We start from the raw sequence: 16,750 nt of genomic DNA, 5'->3' as shown, positions 1-16,750 counted from the left end.
CGGCGTTCAAGTATGCTGCTGTGCTGTGAGAGATCCGTTGGGTTGGCTGGATGCGCGGGCCGGGGAGCGGGTGCGGGCCGGGCTGCGGCGGGAATTGCGGGCGCGGGCGCCGGAGACCGGGCTGATAGACCTGGCGTCCAACGATTACCTGGGGTTGTCGCGGCATCCCGAGGTGATCGAGGGTGCGGTCGAGGCCGTGCGGAAATGGGGCGCCGGATCGACCGGATCCCGGCTGGTCACCGGGACGACGGTCGAGCACGAACAGCTGGAGGACGAGCTGGCGGAGTTCGTCGGCGCCGAGGCGGGACTCGTGTTCGCCTCGGGCTACGCCGCCAATCTGGGCGTGGTGACGGCGCTGGCCGGGCGCGGTGCGCTGGTGGTGTCGGATGCGGGCAGTCACGCGTCGCTGGTCGATGCCTGCCGCCTCTCGCGCGCCCGGGTGGAGATCGCGCCGCACCGCGACGTCGATGCCGTGGCGCGGCTGCTGTCCGCGCGCACCGAGGAGCGGGCGGTCGTGCTGACGGACTCGGTGTTCAGCGCCGACGGTGATCTCGCGCCGCTGGCGGATCTGCACCGGGTGGTGCGCGCCCACGGCGCGGTACTGATCGTCGACGAGGCGCACGGCATCGGGGTGCGCGGCGCAGGGGGCCGCGGACTGGTGCACGAGCTCGGCCTCGCCGGTGCGCCCGACCTGATCGTCACCGCGACGCTCTCGAAAGCCCTTGCCGCCCAAGGCGGTGTGGTACTCGCCGACGAGCGGGTGCGGGCACATCTGATCGACGCGGCGCGCACCTTCATCTTCGATACCGGACTGGCCCCGGCGGCCGTAGGCGCGGCGCGGGCCGCCCTGCGCCTGCTGCGCCGCGAGCCCGCGATGGCGGGCCGGGTCCTGGATCGGGCCACCGCCATCGCGCGGATCGCCGGTGTGCCGCAACCGGATTCGGCCGTGGTCTCGGTGGTGCTCGGAGAGGCGCAGGTCGCCTACGATGCCGCCCAGGCCAGCCGTGCCCGGGGGCTGAGCGTGGGCTGCTTCCGCCCGCCCTCGGTGCCGGAGGGCACCTCACGGCTACGCCTCACCGCCCGAGCCGACCTCGACGACGCCGAAATGAACACCATCGCAACGGTTCTCGCTGAGGTGCTGGCTACTGCGCGAGGCGAGGTCCGGGCATGAGCGTGCTCATTGTGACCGGAACCTCCACGGAGGTCGGAAAGACGATCGTCACGGCGGCACTGGCCGCTGCCGCCCGAGCCGCCGGACGCTCGGTGGCGGTGTGCAAACCGGCACAGACGGGGATGGGACCGGGTGAGCCCGGAGACCTCGCGGAGGTCCGGCGGCTCGCCGGTGTCACCCGCACGCTCGAACTGGCCCGGTATCCCGATCCCTTGGCGCCCGACACCGCCGCGCGCCGCGCCGGGCAGCCGCTGCTGACGCTCGGGGAGACGGCCGCCGCCATCGACTCGCTGGCGGATGCGGATCTGACCCTGGTGGAGGGTGCGGGCGGATTGCTGGTCCGGCTGGGCGAATTCACGGTCGTCGATCTCGCACAGAAGCTGGGCGCGCCCGTGCTGGTGGTCACGGCCGCGGAGCTCGGCACGCTCAATCACAGCGAGCTCACCACCCGCGCGCTGGCCGTCGCCGGTGTGCCCTGCGCGGGCCTGGCCATCGGATCATGGCCGATCGCCCCGGGCCTCGCCGCCGAGTGCAATCGCGTCGACCTGCCCGCGGTCACGGGCGAAGCGTTGGTCGGCATCGTCCCGGAGGGCGCGGGCAACTGGCAGCCGGAACGCTTCGCCGCCACCGCGCCCGACTGGTTCCTCCCGCACTGGCGCACCCGCCACCTCGGCTGACCACCACCCGCGACGCGCCCGGCCCAGCACAGCGGTTCCCGCACGTCTTGTTCGTTCCCGCACGCTCTGCAGCGGCCTGTGGGGAGTGCGGGAATATGAAGGGCGTGCGCGAAGGAGAGCACTCGGGCGGGGGGATAGCCGGGGATGGGTGGGTGTGGCGCGGGACACCGGGGGGCTGCCGCGGATGATCGTGACGGTGGATCGGTCCTACAGTGGATGAAGATGCTTCTGGAGGACCGGCACCCGTCCACCGTCGCGGACTTCGACGATGCGCGGCGGAGGGTGCGGCTGGCCGAGACCAGGCCCGGGCATGGCTGGGGTCGGTTGCGGCGCACGCGCAAGGTACTGCTGGGGATCCTGTTGATTCCGCTCGTACTTCTCGTGGCGTTCGCCCAGTACCTGGCCGTCGACGTCGCCCCTGAGCGGGCGCGGCTGGCCAAGACCGAACCGGCGGTGCTGCCGATCGCCGCCCCCGCCCCGGAGGCCCGCAACACCGCCGTATTCGATCTGACGGGTCTGGGCACGCTGGATGCCACCGACACCGCGCGCGCCCTGCCGTCCCTGACCCGGCTGGGGTCGGTGTGGGCCGTGCGCTACGACAACTCCGGTATCGACACGAAGGTCATCAGCGACCTCATCATCAAGGTCACCGAGGCCGCGAAGATCGACAATGTGGTGCTGGTCGGGCACAGCATGGGCGGCGTCATCGCCCTCGAGATCGGCAAGCACATCCACACCGACAGCACCAAGACCCTGGCGGGAATCCTGCTGGACTGCACGCCGGTCGACCTGGGCGCGGTCCGCCCGGAGAGCCGGGATCAGGGCGAGGACCTGATGCGGTGGACCGGATGGCTGCCCGGGACCCGGGAGAGTCGCGGACTGCGGATCATCGCCGAAACCTATGCCCGCCGCGAGCGTTTCGTCGACCAGTCCACGTTCCCGCCGGGGATCCGCACCGACAAATTCGGGAACGCGGTCCAGGATGTGCTGCGGCAGAAGATCGCCAACCGCGACGCGGCCAGCAACGGCCTGATCGAATCGCAGTTCCGGGCCATCGTGGCCGGCGGCGCCGTCGATGATCTGCGGGCGCTGGCCAAGCCCTCGCACGGCAAGCCGCGCCCGGCGATCGCCTTCATCCGGCCGCACAATCCGGAACGCGACCCGATCGTCGACGTCGAGGCCACCCACCGCGTGCTGATCGAACAGGCGGGCGGCGTGAACGGGACGTTGCTGGTGGTGCTCACGCGCGGTACCGGCCATGCCAATCCGAGGCAGCAGCCGGGCGAGTACAACAAGGTCATCGAGCAGCAGGTGGTGCCGTTCATGCGGCTGGTGCGCAATCAGGAGCTGGTCTCGACGGCCCGGTGACCGGCGCGAGTTCAGCGCACCGTGTCGTCGGTCCGGGGCCGGATGTCCGAGGGCGGCAGCAGGTTCCAGCGTTCCAGCTGGGCTCGGATCTGCTCTGCGGCATCGATGTTGAGCGGCCCGCTGGTCCACATCGCGTACGGCAGATTGAGGAAGCGCTGCTCGGTGACCGCGCGCAACTGGTTGATGCCCGGCTTGGCGCGCAGCAGGTCGACCTTCTCCTGGAACGACTGCGGGGGGTAGTCGACGAAGACGATGGCGTCCGGATCGGAGTTCGCCAGCCGCTCCCACGAGACCTTGGTCCAGGTGTCGCTCACGTCGTCGAGCACGTTGCGCGCGCCGGCCGCGTCCAGGATCGCCTGCGGCCCACCGAATTTGCCGCTGGAGAAGACGGTGTCGCTGGCGCTGTCGAAGACGAAGATATTCGGGCGGCGCGGGGCCTGGGGCGCCCGGTGCAACGCGTCCAGGCGTTGATCAAGGTCGGCGATGAGCGACTTCGCCTGCTCGGTGCGGCCGGTGATCGCGCCGAGATTGTCCAGGTCGGTCCGCAGCGCGGTCCACGGCTCCACGACCCCGCGGGCCCGTTCGCTCCCGGCCTGCCGGCAGCTCTCGGTGAGTACGTACGCGGCAATGCCGTTCTTGCGCAACGAGTCCGGGGTGAGGTCGGTGGCCTCCTCGTACCCGTAGTTCCAGCCCGCGACCATGACATCGGGATGCTGGGCCAGTACGGTCTCGCGCGAAGGTTTCTGGGGCGCAACCTGTTTCAACCGATCGACCACATCGCCGTAATGCCGTCGCAGGGTGTCGGCGTCGCGTCCCATGCTCGATACGGCGGCCACCGAATCCTGGGCGCCCAGGGCCAGCGCCATCGAGATCATGTTGCTGTCGTTGACGAACATGCGCTGCGCGGGGGACGGGAAGCGCACCTCCTGCCCGCAGTTGCGGACGGTGAGGTTGCCGCCGGCCGTCGGTGACGGGCCGCATGCCGCCACGGTCAGGGCGGCGGTCAGGAGAGTGAGGGCCAGAGTTGCTTGTCTCATGGCTGCCTTTCTGTAGAGGGGGATCCGGCCCGAGTGGTCACTATTCGCGTTCGTGCGGCAGTTCTTGCCATGTGAGCGAGAAGAGTGGACGCGGCGGCCGGATCACGGTGGTCCGGGGTTCGAGTCGAGCAGCAGATGGACCGCGCCGGTATCCGGATGGCGCACTCGCGCGGCCCGGACACCGAATACGGTGCTCAGCGTGTCGGGGGCCAGCGCGGCCTCCGGCGGCTCCAGCGCGCTCGCCCGGCCGTCGTGCAGCACCAGCACCCGGTCGCAATAGCGGTCGGCCAGGGTCAGATCGTGCAGTGCCAGCACCACGGTCCGGTCCAGGGTGCGGATCTGTTCCAGCAGCGCCAGCCGGTGGGTGATGTCGAGGTGGTTGGTCGGCTCGTCGAGCAGCAGCAGGGGAGTGGACTGGATCAGCGCCCGGGCCAGCAGCACCCGCTGCCGCTCCCCGCCGGACATCCGGTGCACCGGACGGTCGGCGAAGCCGTCGAGATCGACTGTGCGCAGAGCGCTTTCGACCGCCTGGCGCTCGCGGGGACCGCCCGGGCCCCACGGTGGCAGATACGGTGTGCGGCCCAGCGCGACCACCTCGCCGGCGCGCAGATCATCGGGCGGCTGCTCGTCCTGGGCGACCAGCGCGACCGTATGGGCCCGGCGTCGCGGTGAAAGCCGGTGCAGCTCATGCCCGTCGGCGAGCACGCTGCCGTGATGCGGTCGCAGCAGCCCGGCCAGCGTCCGCAGCAGCGTGGTCTTCCCGCTGCCGTTCGGCCCGACGATGCCGATGGTCTCCCCGGCCCGGACCGTGAAGGACACGTCTTCGATTACTGTCCGTCGCCCGGGGCCACAACCGAGGCCGCGAGTCTCGAGGGCGGCGGCAGGGGTGTTCTCGCTCATCGTGCCCCGCTCGACCCCTGTGTGCCGCAACCGAAATCGGCCACTGCGGACGCTGGTCCGGACAAGAGCGTCCGGCACACCGGTACCACCCCCGCGCCGCTGAACCTGGTCGCCGCTCGGCAGAAGCCCACGGTCGTCTGCGCCGATCGGTCGACCCCGGGCCGTATTCCCGCATTCATGCCGCACCGAACCGGTAGCGCCGCCGCCCCATCAGCAGCAGAAACACCGGCGCGCCGATCAGCCCCGTCAGCACCCCCACCGGAATCTCGGTGGGCCGCACCAGAATCCGGGCCGCGGCGTCGGCCACCACCAGGAACAATGCCCCGCACAGCGCGCAGACGGGCAGCAGCGCCCGATGCGGCGACCCGACCAGCAGCCGCGCCGCGTGCGGTACCACCAGCCCGACGAAACCGATGCCACCGGACACCGCCACCAGCACCCCGACGAGAATCGCGAGCCCCACGAACAGCGCGATCCGCAGGGCGCGCACCGGAACTCCCACCGAGGCCGCGGTATCGGCGCCGAGGTTCAGGGCGTCGAGCCATCCGCTGGTCGCCAGCAGCGCGACCGCCGCCGCGCCGACCACGCACGCGGGCAGCGCGATCCGTGTCCAGTCCGCGCCCGCCAGGCTGCCCAGCAGCCAGAACAGCACCGACTGCGCCGCCGCCGGATCCGCGCTGCGGAAGATCAGATAGCTGCTCAGGGCCGCGAAGGCAGAGCCGAGGACGGTGCCGGTCAGCACCAGCCGCAGCGGCGTGAGCCCGCCCTGCGCGACCGAGATCGCGAAAACCAGTGCGGCCGCGACGAAGGCGCCCGCCAGTGCGCCGCCCGACAGTGCCCACACCCCGGCCCCGGCGAACAGCCCGGAGGTGATCACGGCCGCCGCTCCGACCCCCGCCCCGGAGGACACCCCGAGCAGATAGGGATCGGCGAGCGGATTGCGCACCAGCGTCTGCATCGCCGCACCCGCCAGCGCCAGGCCCGCCCCGACCACGGCGGCCAGCACGGTGCGCGGCACCCGCAGCTCCCAGACGATGGTGTCCATGCCCGGGTCGGCCCCGGGAGCGCCGGTGACATGGCCGCGCAACACCTCGAACACCGTTGCGAGGGGCAGGTTTTCGGCCCCGAATCCGGTCGCCGCGACCATGGCGACCGCCAACATCACCGTGACGACGGGGATTACCACCGATATCCGCGCACGGATCATCGCCGATACTCCATGGGCACCTCGCGACCTCTGCAGAGCTGTGCCGGGCGAGGGAGGTCTGACTTCCGCGGTGCACCAGGGCCCGCGGTCACAGTGGCGCGACCGTTCCGGATTTCCACCGGATTCCCGCACTCGCCGGCAGGGACGGAAACGAACTCTACAGTCCGGTTCTCTGGGATCGGTCTCGGGTCAGCGCACCCGGCTGCCCAGCAGGTGCCGCACGCCGCCGACGAACAGCTGCAACCCGAAGTCGAAACGGTCGGTGGCGCTGGTGTTCTCGTACAGCGGCGACGACTCCTCCGCCAGCGCGCCCGCCGAATCCATCTGCATCCGCGACTGCTCGTCGACGGTCTCGCCGAGCACGTAGTACAGCAGCGTGTAGGCGGCCAGGTCGGCCTCCTCGCGGGTCATGCCGCCGCGGATCAGCGCTCCCGCCACGCGCTCGCGGCCCTTGCTGGTGGTGAGGCGGGAGGCGTAGGTGGACGACACCAGTTCGGCGCCGTCGCGGTAGGCGAGCAGGCACGAGCGCATCCGATGCGCCAGTTCGCCCACCTGCGCGGACCATTCGTCGGCCGTGATCGCCTCGTCCAGCGGCGCCAGGATGCGGTCGGCGACCGCGCCCAGCAGCGCCTGCTTGTTGGGAAAGTGCCAGTACAGCGCGCCGGGCTGCACATGCAGTGCGGTCGCCAGCCGGCGCATCGTGAGATCGGCCAGGCCGTACTGGTCGAGGATGGCGACGGCGCCGTCGACGACGTCCGTGCGATGCAGTTGCACTTGGCGACAACCCTTCCGTGCTTTGACTCGCGTCCCACGCTACCCTAGCCTGAACACCGTTCAAGTTGCACGGCCGACCGGCCGGACGAAGGGATTCGTGCGCATGACCCAGGCACCCGTCAGGACCGACACCGACATTCTGGCGACCGCCCGCGAGCAGGTGCTCGACCGCGGCGTCGGCCTCGACGAGCAACAGACGCTCGAGGTGCTGCGCCTCGGCGACGAGCGGCTCGAGGAACTACTGGAGCTGGCGCACGAGGTGCGGATGCGGTGGTGCGGGCCGGAGGTCGAGGTCGAGGGCATCATCTCGCTCAAGACCGGCGGCTGCCCGGAGGACTGCCACTTCTGTTCGCAATCGGGGCTTTTCCAGTCGCCCGTGCGCGCGGCCTGGCTCGACATCCCCTCACTCGTGGAGGCGGCGAAGCAGACCGCCAAGACCGGCGCCACCGAGTTCTGCATCGTCGCGGCCGTGCGCGGCCCGGACGAGCGGCTGATGGCGCAGGTCGCCGCCGGTGTGGAGGCGATCCGCAACGAGGTCGACATCCAGGTGGCGTGCTCGCTGGGCATGCTCACCCAGGAGCAGGTCGACCAGCTCGCCGCGATGGGCGTGCACCGCTACAACCACAACCTCGAGACCTCGCGGTCGCACTTCCCGAACGTGGTCACCACGCACAGCTGGGAGGAGCGCTGGGACACCCTGCGCATGGTCCGCGAGGCGGGCATGGAGGTCTGCTGCGGCGGCATCCTCGGCATGGGCGAAACCCTGGAGCAGCGTGCGGAATTCGCGGCCAACCTGGCCGAGCTGGAGCCCGACGAGGTGCCGCTGAACTTCCTCAACCCGCGCCCGGGCACCCCGTTCGGCGACCTCGAGGTGCTGCCCGCCGCCGACGCGCTGCGGGCGGTGGCCGCGTTCCGGCTGGCGTTGCCGCGCACCATGCTTCGCTTCGCCGGCGGCCGCGAGATCACCCTGGGCGATCTGGGCGCCAAGAAGGGCATCCTCGGCGGCATCAACGCCGTCATCGTCGGCAACTATCTGACCACCCTGGGCCGCCCGGCCGAGGCGGACCTGGATCTGCTCGGCGAGTTGAAGATGCCGATCAAGGCGCTCAACGAGACCATCTAGGGCGCTTCGGCCGCACCGGTGCGCGCCGCCCAGTGCACTGCGGCCCGGTGCGGTTCAGGTATTGTCGGCAGCCCAGGAGCTGCACTTTTCGAGGTGGTCGTGGACATCATGGAAGAGCGCTACAACCCGTTCACGGGTAAGCGGGTTGTACCGAATCTGGACGACGCGGTCCCCGCGGCCGCACTGCTGGGTCTGGAGCCGCCGCGGTTCTGCGAGCACTGCGGGCGGCGCATGGTGGTTCAGGTGAGCCCCGACGGCTGGTGGGCGAAGTGCTCGCGGCACGGGGTCACCGATTCCAAGAGCCTGGAACATCGTTGATGGCGCATCAGAGCGCTGTCGTGCCGTCCGACGCCCGGCGCCGCGAGTTGCGCGCCGTGTTGTGGGTGGTGGCGGCCGTACTGCTGGTGAGTGCGGTCGGCGGCGCGTTGTGGGGGGTGCTGGCGCCCGCGGAGAAGGTGCTCGTGGTCGAGCCCGGCCGGGGTGCGGCGCTGCCGGGGGAGAGCGCGCACCGATTCGATGCCGTCGCGATATTCGTCTGTGCCGGTGCGATCGCGGGACTGCTGAGCGCCGCGGCGGTGTGGCGGCTGCGGCGGTTGCGTGGTCCGCTGCTGCAGGGCGGTCTGCTGGCCGGGTCGCTGGCCGGTGCCTGGCTGATGTCCTGGGTCGGTGATCAGGTGGCGGGTCTGCTGCATCCGCGCCCGTCGAATCCGCCGGTGCAGGCGATCGTCGAGCTGGCTCCGGCCATCGTGCCGTCGCAGGTCACGGGCTGGACTCAGCTGATGGTGCAGCCGCTGATCGCCTCGCTGGTGGTGCTGGTGCTGGCCGCGCTGAGCACCTCCGAGGACCTGGGTTCCGGCGCGGGGAGCACCGGCGAGTCGCCCGACGGTGCGCGGCCCTACGCCTCCGACGTCACCTATGGGCCGTACGGCACACCGGTCTCGCAGGCCATCCATCTCGGCCCGTTCCAAGGAGCCGATTCCGGTTCGCCGCGTTGACGCCGGGCCGCGGCCGAACTGTTGCCGTAGGTTTTCCGGCGCGCCGTAGGCTGAGGGCACAGCACCTTCGGAAAGGCGGCGGGCCGTGGGGTTCATCGGGGCCGGACCGATCGTCGAGGCTATCGACGCCGAGTCCTGGCGCATTTGCCAACCCATCGAATACCGGGGTGAATACCAGACTTTCGTGGTCCCCTCCGGATTCCGCACCGACTTCGCGTCGGTGCCTCGGGCCCTGGTGTGGCTGGTCCCGCGCTACGGCGCCTTCACCCGCGCCGCCATCCTGCACGACTATCTGACCCGCGGCGACGAGGTGAGCCGCGCGGACGCCGACGGGCTGTTCCGGCGTGCCCTGCGCGAAACCGGTGTGTCGGTCCCGCAGCGCTGGATGATGTGGGCGGCAGTACGTTTGGGCTCGAGGTTGAGCGGCGCGAGCCCCGGCGACATCGCGCTGTTTCTCCTCATCGCGATCCCGTCCACGGTATTCCTGGTGGTTCCGGTGGTCGTCGTCCAGCTGTGGCTGCTGTTGTTCTGGGTGGTGGAGGCGTTGTTCTGGATGTTCGGCCGGATAGCGGGCCGCACCGACGCACCCCCGCCCAAACCTCGGGTGCGAATGTCCACCTGAGGCCGCAGGCATGTTCGGGTGTGGTCTGATACCCGTCGAGTAGCCGGATACCCGGCCCCGTCCCACCACCGGCCGCCGATCGGGAACGAAATTCGCTGGCCGCCCGGGGCGCCGATCGCTACCGTGGTCGCGATCGAAGCGGAAGGAGGCGGCGATGGGCAAGACACGCCGGGCGGAGCACGCGCACGGCGACGCGACGACGGCACAGGCGGGCGAACGCGCCGACCTCACCGCCTGGCGCCGGCGCCACGAGTTGCGCAGATCCAATGGTGCGCAACCGATTCCGAGCAAGCCGGCATACCGCCGCGTCGTGAAGCATCGACAGCGCTACTGAGCCCGAGTGGATAATGCGTCGGTGACCGTGCAACGCCGGATCTCGGTGGTGGGCACGTCGGGTTCGGGAAAGAGTTCACTGGCATGCCGCATTGCGCGGCGGCTCGGGATCCCGCATATCGAACTCGACGCCATCCATCATCAAGCAGATTGGACGCCCATGCCCGCGGACGAGTTCCGGGCCGTGGTCGCCGAGCGAATCGCACAGGATGCCTGGGTGGTCGACGGCAACTACCGGGGGAAGCTCGGGGACCTGGTGTGGCAGCGCGCGGACACCGTGGTCTGGCTGGACCTGCCGCGTGCGCGGGTCATGCTGCAGATCGTCAAGCGCACGGTAGGCCGATCACTCACGGGCCGCGAGCTGTGGAACGGCAATCGAGAGGATTGGCGAAACATGTTGTCGACCGATCCCGAACGATCGGTGATCGTCTGGGCTTGGACGACCCATGCCGGGAATCGCGCACGCTACGCGGCCGCGCAGACAGACCCGGCCTACGGGCACATCGACTTCGTTCGCGTGCGGTCTCACCGGGAGGCCGAGGCATTTATGGCCGGGCTCACCCGGCTGCCACGCACGTAGTCCACGGGGCAGTTGTGGCGGCGATCTCGGGTGATTCTCGGATCGGCCGGAGCGCCGGGGTGACCGGTCGCCGTATCGTGGAAGCCACTGGCAGGTGGAGGTTCGGATGCGGCGCACGGCGTTGGGTATCGGGGAGCTCGCCGAGGTGACGGGCGTTCCGGTGCGGACGATCCGCTACTACAGCGACGAGGGGATCCTCGAATCGGTGCGCAGCTCCGGCGGGCACCGCCGGTACGCGCCCGCGGCGGTCGACCGCCTCGCACTCGTGCGGCGACTGCGCGGGCTCGGGCTCGGACTGCCCGCGATCGCCTCCGTGCTCGAGGGTGAGCGCTCGATCGCGGAGGCCGTCGCGGCCGAGCGCACCGCGGTGGACGATCAGCTGACGGTGCTCGCATGGCGGCGGGCCCGGCTCGCCGCCGTCGAGGGCACGGTGGCCGGAGATATCAGCGGATGCGTGGAACTGCTTGCCGCGGTGGAGGATCCGATCGCGGCGCGCGATGCGGTGATCGCCTTCTGGCGGCGGTTGTTCGACGGCCGCCTACCCGCCGACCTGTTCGACTCGTTCGTCGAGATGTGCGTTCCGGCACCGCCGAGGGAACCGACGGTCGAACAGGCCGTCGCCTACGCCGAGCTGGTCGGCCTGATCGGCAATCGGTCCCTGACCGGCCGACTGGTGACACGAATGCACTTGGGGCACAGGCCGACCGGCGCGGACACCGCCCTGCTCGCGGGTGTGGGCGAGGCGTGTCAGCTGGCCGAACCGCTGGTGCGCGCGGGCGCCCGGCCGGGCCCCGGCGCCGTGCTCGACCACTTCGTGGCCAGTCACGCGGCGGCCCGGAAGGTCGGGGATACGCCCGAGTTCCGGCGTTTCCTGCTCGACTACCTGGCCGCGGAGCGCGATCCGGGGACCCTCCGCTACTGGCAGCTGGTCGGCGAATTGACCGATGCCCCAGTCACTCTCGGTACCTTGCAGCTGTGGTTACTGGACGGGCTGGCCCGATCGGTCGACGCCGAGGCACACACTCTGCCGGGCGCACGCGCCGCCGGCCTCGGCGAGCCGTCGCTGCCCTCACCGGTCTGATGGCCGGGCTACCCGAAATCCCGCGCCAGCACGGCGCGCGCATGCGCATCGGCCAGGAGCAGTCCCACTTCCCGGCGCAGCCTGCCGAGTTCCCGGCGCCGAGCGGTGGTGCCGGTCGTGGTCGCGAGCTCCTGATCCAGGAAGCCGAGGGCGTGCCGCAGACCGCTCACACGCTCGACGGTCGCGCCGTCGCCCGAGTCTCTCGCCTCCTCGATGAGCTGAGCGAGCCGATGTTCCAGACCTGGTTGCCGCCGTCGGCCGAGCCGACGTTCCAGACCGAGCATTTCGCCTCCTGACGCTTAGCGTGCCGTTAAATAACGGTACATCAGAAGGCGGCAAGATAGGAAGGTTCACCCGCGCGGCCGCAGCGCGGCGAATTCGTCGGTCACCCTGATCTCGTCGTCGGTGAAGCGGTAGACGGCGGCGGGCCGTCCGCCCGCCTTGCCGGGGGAGGCGGTGTCGCCGGTCGGGGTGATCACCTTGCGGCGGCTCAGGACTCGCTGCAGGTTGGTGGTATCGACTTCGTATCCCAAAGCGGCACAATAGATCTCGCGAAGCGTGGACATGGTGAAATGCGAAGGAGCAAGGGCGAAGGCGATATTGGTGTAGGACAGCTTGGCTGCCAGCCTGGTGCGGGCGTGATGGACGACCGTGCCGTGGTCGAAGGACATGTTCGGCAGCGACGAGACCGGATGCCAGCGGGTGTCCGGCGGCAGATGGGGGTCGGCGGACAGCGGGACCAGCCCGAGGTAGGCCGAGGCTATGCGGCGCGGGCCGGGGACACGGTCCGGATCGCTGAAGACCGACAGCTGCTCGATATGCCACAGCTCGCGCACATCGACCTTCTCGGCGAGCTGGCGGCGGGCCGAGACATCGAGATCCTCGTCGTCGCGCAGGCGGCCGCCGGGTAGCGACCAGGTGCCGGTCTGCGGCTCCATCGCCCGCTCCCACAGCAACACCGCCAGTTCGGTGTGCCAGCCCGGTGCGCACCGCGGTGACTCGGGGTCCACCGGTGCACTGGCATCCTGACCTGCGGTGATGGTGTCGGGGAAGCGACGAACCTGGAACACCGCGGTGAGCGATTCGTGAATGGTGCTACTATGGGCCACGTTTTCGATTGTAAGTCGAAAACCTGGTGGATGCGAATCGGCGAGGCTGCCGAGCGCATGAGGAAGGAGCCAGACCATGGCGACTATGACGTTTGCCGGGCGCGTTGAGGACGGTCCGTCGGGATATTCGGGGGTGGAGGCCACCCCGGAGTGGGCGCAGGAGATCAAGCGCCTCGCGCGCGAGCGCAACGCGACCATCCTGGCGCACAACTACCAGCTGCCCGAGATCCAGGACGTCGCCGACCATGTCGGCGACTCGCTGGCGCTGTCGCGCATCGCGGCCGAGGCGCCCGAGGACACGATCGTGTTCTGCGGCGTGCACTTCATGGCGGAGACGGCCAAGATCCTCAGTCCCGAGAAGACCGTGCTGATTCCGGACCAGCGGGCCGGATGCTCGCTGGCCGACTCGATCACCGCCGACGACCTGCGCGCGTGGAAGGCCGAACATCCCGGCGCCGTGGTGGTGTCGTATGTGAACACCACCGCCGCGGTGAAGGCGCTGACCGACATCTGCTGCACCTCCTCGAATGCCGTGGACGTGGTGGCGTCCATCGACCCCGACCGCGAGGTGCTGTTCCTGCCCGACCAGTTCCTGGGCGCGCACGTCAAGCGCGTGACCGGGCGGGAGAACATGCACATCTGGGCCGGTGAATGCCACGTGCACGCGGGCATCAACGGCGACGAGCTGACCGAGCAGGCGCGCAGCCACCCGGACGCGGAGCTGTTCGTGCATCCCGAATGCGGTTGCGCCACTTCGGCGTTGTACCTGGCCGGTGAGGGCGCCTTCCCGGCCGACCGGGTGCACATCCTGTCCACCGGCGGCATGATCGACGCGGCCCGGGCGGCCAAGTCGAACCAGGTGCTGGTCGCCACCGAGGTCGGCATGCTGCACCAATTGCGCAGGGCCGCACCGGGAATCGATTTCCAGGCCGTCAACGACCGCGCCTCCTGCAAGTACATGAAGATGATCACCCCGGCGGCGCTGCTGCGCTGCCTCGTGGAAAACCGCGACGAGGTGCACGTCGATCCGGAAACCGCCGCGCTGGGCCGCAGTTCGGTGCAGCGGATGATCGCCATCGGCAACCCAGGCGGCGGCGAGTGAACAGGGCGTCCGTGCGATGAGTATCCCGTCGATCGCCTGGGAGGCGGACGCCGACCTGGTGGTGATCGGTGGCGGGGTCGCCGGTCTCACCGCCGCCCGCACGGCCTCGCTGCGCGGGCTGCGGGTGCTGACCCTGAGCAAGGGCGGCCCGGGCGACACCTCCACGCAGTACGCCCAGGGCGGCATCGCCGTCGTTGCGCCGCACGGTGATTCGGTGGAGGCGCATATGCAGGACACGCTCACGGCGGGCGCGGGCCTGTGCGATCCGGCGGCGGTGCGGTCCATCGTCGAGGGCGGCCGGGACGCGGTGGCGGCGCTCACCGATCTCGGCGCGGTGTTCGATCTGGGCCGGGACGGCCAGATTTCGCGCACCCGCGAGGGCGGGCACAGCACGCGCCGCATCATCCACGCGGGCGGCGACGCCACCGGCGCGGAGGTGCAGCGGGCACTGAACACGGCCGGGCTGCCGGTGCTGTTCGGCACCGCCGCGGTGGATATCGTCACCGGGCCCAGGGGAGTGCGCGGCGTGATCGCGGTGTCGGACAAGGGTTTCGGCGTCGTACACGCCCCGGCGGTGCTGCTGGCGACCGGCGGCCTGGGCCAGCTGTACGCATGCAGCACCAACCCGGCCGGTGCGACCGCGGACGGCATCGCGCTGGCGCTGCGGGCCGGTGCGGCGGTCGCCGATCTGGAGTTCGTGCAGTTCCATCCGACGGTGCTGTTCGCCTCCGGCGGTCTCGGCAGGCGGCCGCTGATCAGTGAGGCGGTGCGTGGTGAGGGCGCCGTGCTCGTCGATTCGGACGGTACATCGGTGACGGACGGTGTGCACCCGCGCGGCGACCTCGCACCCCGCGATGTGGTGTCGCGGGCGGTCGCGGCGCGCATGCACGCCACCGGCACCGATCACGTCTACCTCGACGCGCGGATGATCGACGGGTTCGCGCAACGCTTTCCGACGATCACGGCGTCGTGTGCGGAGGTCGGGATCGACCCGCGCGTGGACCTCATCCCGGTGGCGCCCGCCGCGCACTACCAGTGCGGAGGCATCGTCACCGACACCCACGGCCGCACCGCGGTGCCCGGGTTGTACGCCGCGGGCGAGGTCGCCCGCACCGGCCTGCACGGCGGCAACCGCCTCGCGTCCAACAGCCTGCTCGAGGGTCTGGTGGTCGGCGGACGGGCCGGTGCCGCGGCGGCGGAACGCCTCGGCGAATCGGACCGCATCACCGAACTCGGGGCCGTCACCTTCCCCCGCGCGAACCGGAAGTCCCTGCAGGAGTTGATGACCGAACACGCGTCGGTCGTGCGTGACGGCGACGGCATGCGATCGGCGGTGCTGCGCCTGCTGCAGCTGCTGGCGGAGCCGATCGGCCCGTCCCAGGGAGCGGGCGTGGACGGCAGGGATCCGGAATCCGTCGCCCCGGCCGCGTTCGACGACGGCGCTCACGCGGTCGAGGACACGGAAAACACAGGGCTGGAAGGTAACCCGGGAGACTTGCCGGAACCGGGCCGGGCCGGGGCGATGGCGCGAGTGGTCACGGCGCTGGAAGACGCGTCGCTCACCCTGACCGCCCGCGCCTTCCTGGTCGCCGCGACCGCGCGCACCGAGAGCCGCGGCTGTCACACCCGCTCCGATCACCCCGAGTCGCGCGACGAACTGCGCCGCAGCCTCCCCGTCCGCCTCGGTGCGGACGGCCGCCCGAAACTGGCCACCGAGGGCGCGGGGACGACCGGGGAACCGGATCACCTCGCGGCGTCGCGAGCATGAGTTGGCCGAGCAGTTGAACGAAGGAGTGCAGTGATGGCCCTGGACGCCGAACTCGACCGTGACGAGACGCTGCGGCTGATCCGTACCGCTCTGGACGAGGACCTGCGGTACGGACCCGACATCACCACGGCGGCAACGGTTCCCGCCGACGCCGTGGTGAAGGCGTCGATGGTGTCGCGGCAGCACGGGACCGTGGCGGGGCTGGACGTGGGGCTGCTGGTGCTGGACGAGGTGATCGGCGCGGGCGGCTACGAGGTCACCGAGCGGGTCTCCGACGGCACCCGGGTGGCGCCCGGAGATTCGGTGCTGGACCTCCTCGCGCCGACCCGCGGACTGCTGACCGCGGAGCGCACCATGCTGAACCTGGTGTGCCATCTCTCGGGCATCGCCACCGCCACCGCCGAGTGGGTGGCGGCGATGGCCGGGACGCACTGCCGGGTCCGCGACAGCCGGAAGACGCTGCCGGGGCTGCGTTCCCTGCAGAAGTACGCGGTGCGCGCCGGTGGCGGGGTCAACCACCGCATGGGCCTCGGCGATGCGGCGCTCATCAAGGACAACCACGTGGTCGCCGCCGGTTCGGTGGTCGCGGCCCTGCGCGCCGTGCGGGAACTCGCCCCCGATATCACCTGCGAGGTCGAGGTGGACAGCCTCGAACAGCTCGACGAGGTGCTGGCCGAGGACGTGGAACTGGTGCTGCTGGACAACTTCCCGCTGTGGGCCACCCAGGCGGCGGTGCAGCGCCGCAACGCCCGCTCCCCGCGGACGAAGCTCGAATCCTCGGGCGGGCTGACGCTGGACGCCGCCGCGGACTACGCCCGCACGGGCGTGGACTACCTCGCGGTCGGAGCGCTCACCCACTCGGTGCGCGTGCTCGACCTCGGTCTCGACATGTAGCGGGCGGCC

Annotated in this window: 19 protein-coding genes and 1 riboswitch; of the genes, 13 read left to right on the top strand and 6 right to left on the bottom strand. The window is 70.5% G+C overall.

The genetic code is table 11. The features are described 5' to 3' along the window. Positions 1-25: 25 nt before the first annotated feature. The 3 genes from NM1_RS11595 (at position 26) to NM1_RS11585 (ending at position 3,216) form a co-directional block, all read left to right on the top strand. Positions 26-1,171 (top strand): 8-amino-7-oxononanoate synthase, encoded by a 1,146-nt coding sequence (locus NM1_RS11595; RefSeq protein ID WP_068018034.1) that lies wholly within the window; start codon positions 26-28, stop codon positions 1,169-1,171. Then, a complete protein-coding gene (gene bioD / locus NM1_RS11590) occupies positions 1,168-1,848 on the top strand; it encodes a dethiobiotin synthase (RefSeq protein WP_068018028.1) in 681 nt (226 codons plus the stop codon). The genes NM1_RS11595 and bioD overlap by 4 nt, the downstream gene beginning before the upstream one ends. A 222-nt stretch (positions 1,849-2,070) precedes the next feature. Then, a complete protein-coding gene (locus NM1_RS11585) occupies positions 2,071-3,216 on the top strand; it encodes an alpha/beta fold hydrolase (RefSeq protein WP_068018193.1) in 1,146 nt (381 codons plus the stop codon). A gap of 11 nt (positions 3,217-3,227) precedes the next feature. Here the strand turns inward: NM1_RS11585 and NM1_RS11580 are convergent, their stop codons facing one another. The 4 genes from NM1_RS11580 to NM1_RS11565 all read right to left on the bottom strand — a co-directional run bounded on the left by NM1_RS11580 (position 3,228) and on the right by NM1_RS11565 (position 7,134). Beyond that, positions 3,228-4,253 (bottom strand): ABC transporter substrate-binding protein, encoded by a 1,026-nt coding sequence (locus NM1_RS11580; protein WP_068018025.1) that lies wholly within the window; start codon positions 4,251-4,253, stop codon positions 3,228-3,230. Positions 4,254-4,355: 102 nt separating this feature from the next. After that, complete coding sequence (locus NM1_RS11575) at positions 4,356-5,072, bottom strand: ABC transporter ATP-binding protein (protein ID WP_246011360.1); 717 nt, start codon at positions 5,070-5,072, stop codon at positions 4,356-4,358. Between the two features lie 256 nt (positions 5,073-5,328). Continuing rightward, positions 5,329-6,360, bottom strand: a complete 1,032-nt coding sequence (locus NM1_RS11570) for a FecCD family ABC transporter permease (RefSeq protein WP_068018017.1) — start codon at positions 6,358-6,360, stop codon at positions 5,329-5,331. Further along, positions 6,320-6,525, bottom strand: a riboswitch (cobalamin riboswitch). It overlaps the preceding gene by 41 nt. A gap of 24 nt (positions 6,526-6,549) precedes the next feature. Further along, positions 6,550-7,134: a TetR/AcrR family transcriptional regulator C-terminal domain-containing protein gene (locus NM1_RS11565; protein ID WP_068018015.1), complete on the bottom strand. Its 585-nt coding sequence runs from the start codon at positions 7,132-7,134 to the stop codon at positions 6,550-6,552. Between the two features lie 103 nt (positions 7,135-7,237). Here NM1_RS11565 and bioB point away from each other — a divergent pair, with 103 nt between their 5' ends. The 7 genes from bioB to NM1_RS11530 all read left to right on the top strand — a co-directional run bounded on the left by bioB (position 7,238) and on the right by NM1_RS11530 (position 11,868). Then, complete coding sequence (gene bioB, locus NM1_RS11560) at positions 7,238-8,257, top strand: biotin synthase BioB (RefSeq protein WP_068018012.1); 1,020 nt, start codon at positions 7,238-7,240, stop codon at positions 8,255-8,257. Between the two features lie 108 nt (positions 8,258-8,365). Beyond that, on the top strand, positions 8,366-8,575 hold the full coding sequence (gene bsaP / locus NM1_RS11555; RefSeq protein ID WP_114699620.1) for a biotin synthase auxiliary protein BsaP: 210 nt from the start codon (positions 8,366-8,368) through the stop codon (positions 8,573-8,575). Further along, the gene (locus NM1_RS11550) at positions 8,575-9,252 is read left to right on the top strand and encodes a DUF2567 domain-containing protein (RefSeq protein WP_068018009.1); all 678 of its coding nucleotides are present in this window, start codon (positions 8,575-8,577) and stop codon (positions 9,250-9,252) included. The genes bsaP and NM1_RS11550 overlap by 1 nt, the downstream gene beginning before the upstream one ends. An 85-nt stretch (positions 9,253-9,337) precedes the next feature. Continuing rightward, entirely contained in the window at positions 9,338-9,874 is a 537-nt protein-coding gene (locus tag NM1_RS11545; RefSeq protein ID WP_068018003.1) for a DUF1353 domain-containing protein, read from the top strand. A 154-nt stretch (positions 9,875-10,028) separates the two neighbouring features. Then, entirely contained in the window at positions 10,029-10,208 is a 180-nt protein-coding gene (locus NM1_RS11540) for a hypothetical protein (protein WP_068018001.1), read from the top strand. 21 nt (positions 10,209-10,229) lie between these two features. Continuing rightward, positions 10,230-10,787: a P-loop NTPase family protein gene (locus tag NM1_RS11535; RefSeq protein ID WP_211339410.1), complete on the top strand. Its 558-nt coding sequence runs from the start codon at positions 10,230-10,232 to the stop codon at positions 10,785-10,787. 106 nt (positions 10,788-10,893) lie between these two features. Next, positions 10,894-11,868, top strand: coding sequence for a MerR family transcriptional regulator (locus NM1_RS11530; protein WP_084519448.1), 975 nt, complete (start codon positions 10,894-10,896; stop codon positions 11,866-11,868). An 8-nt stretch (positions 11,869-11,876) separates the two neighbouring features. Here NM1_RS11530 and NM1_RS42180 read toward each other — a convergent pair whose 3' ends face one another. Together NM1_RS42180 and NM1_RS11520 are read right to left on the bottom strand one after the other, a co-directional pair. Next, positions 11,877-12,152 carry a hypothetical protein gene (locus tag NM1_RS42180; RefSeq protein ID WP_147288993.1) on the bottom strand — a complete coding sequence of 92 codons (276 nt, stop codon included), beginning with the start codon at positions 12,150-12,152 and terminating at the stop codon, positions 11,877-11,879. 66 nt (positions 12,153-12,218) lie between these two features. Continuing rightward, on the bottom strand, positions 12,219-12,977 hold the full coding sequence (locus NM1_RS11520; RefSeq protein WP_068017990.1) for an NUDIX hydrolase: 759 nt from the start codon (positions 12,975-12,977) through the stop codon (positions 12,219-12,221). Between the two features lie 76 nt (positions 12,978-13,053). On the opposite strand from NM1_RS11520, the gene nadA reads away from it, so the two are divergent. The 3 genes from nadA to nadC are packed head-to-tail and all read left to right on the top strand — an operon-like array spanning position 13,054 to position 16,741. Beyond that, positions 13,054-14,079, top strand: a complete 1,026-nt coding sequence (nadA, locus tag NM1_RS11515) for a quinolinate synthase NadA (protein ID WP_068017987.1) — start codon at positions 13,054-13,056, stop codon at positions 14,077-14,079. 16 nt (positions 14,080-14,095) lie between these two features. Continuing rightward, complete coding sequence (locus tag NM1_RS11510) at positions 14,096-15,847, top strand: L-aspartate oxidase (RefSeq protein WP_068017983.1); 1,752 nt, start codon at positions 14,096-14,098, stop codon at positions 15,845-15,847. 33 nt (positions 15,848-15,880) lie between these two features. Beyond that, complete coding sequence (gene nadC, locus NM1_RS11505; protein WP_068017973.1) at positions 15,881-16,741, top strand: carboxylating nicotinate-nucleotide diphosphorylase; 861 nt, start codon at positions 15,881-15,883, stop codon at positions 16,739-16,741. Positions 16,742-16,750 lie beyond the last annotated feature (9 nt).

Source organism: Nocardia mexicana NBRC 108244 (assembly GCF_001613165.1).
GTDB classification, from domain to species: domain Bacteria; phylum Actinomycetota; class Actinomycetes; order Mycobacteriales; family Mycobacteriaceae; genus Nocardia; species Nocardia mexicana.
The sequence above is the reverse complement of the archived record's forward strand: the minus strand, read 5'-3'. Positions and strand labels throughout refer to the sequence as shown.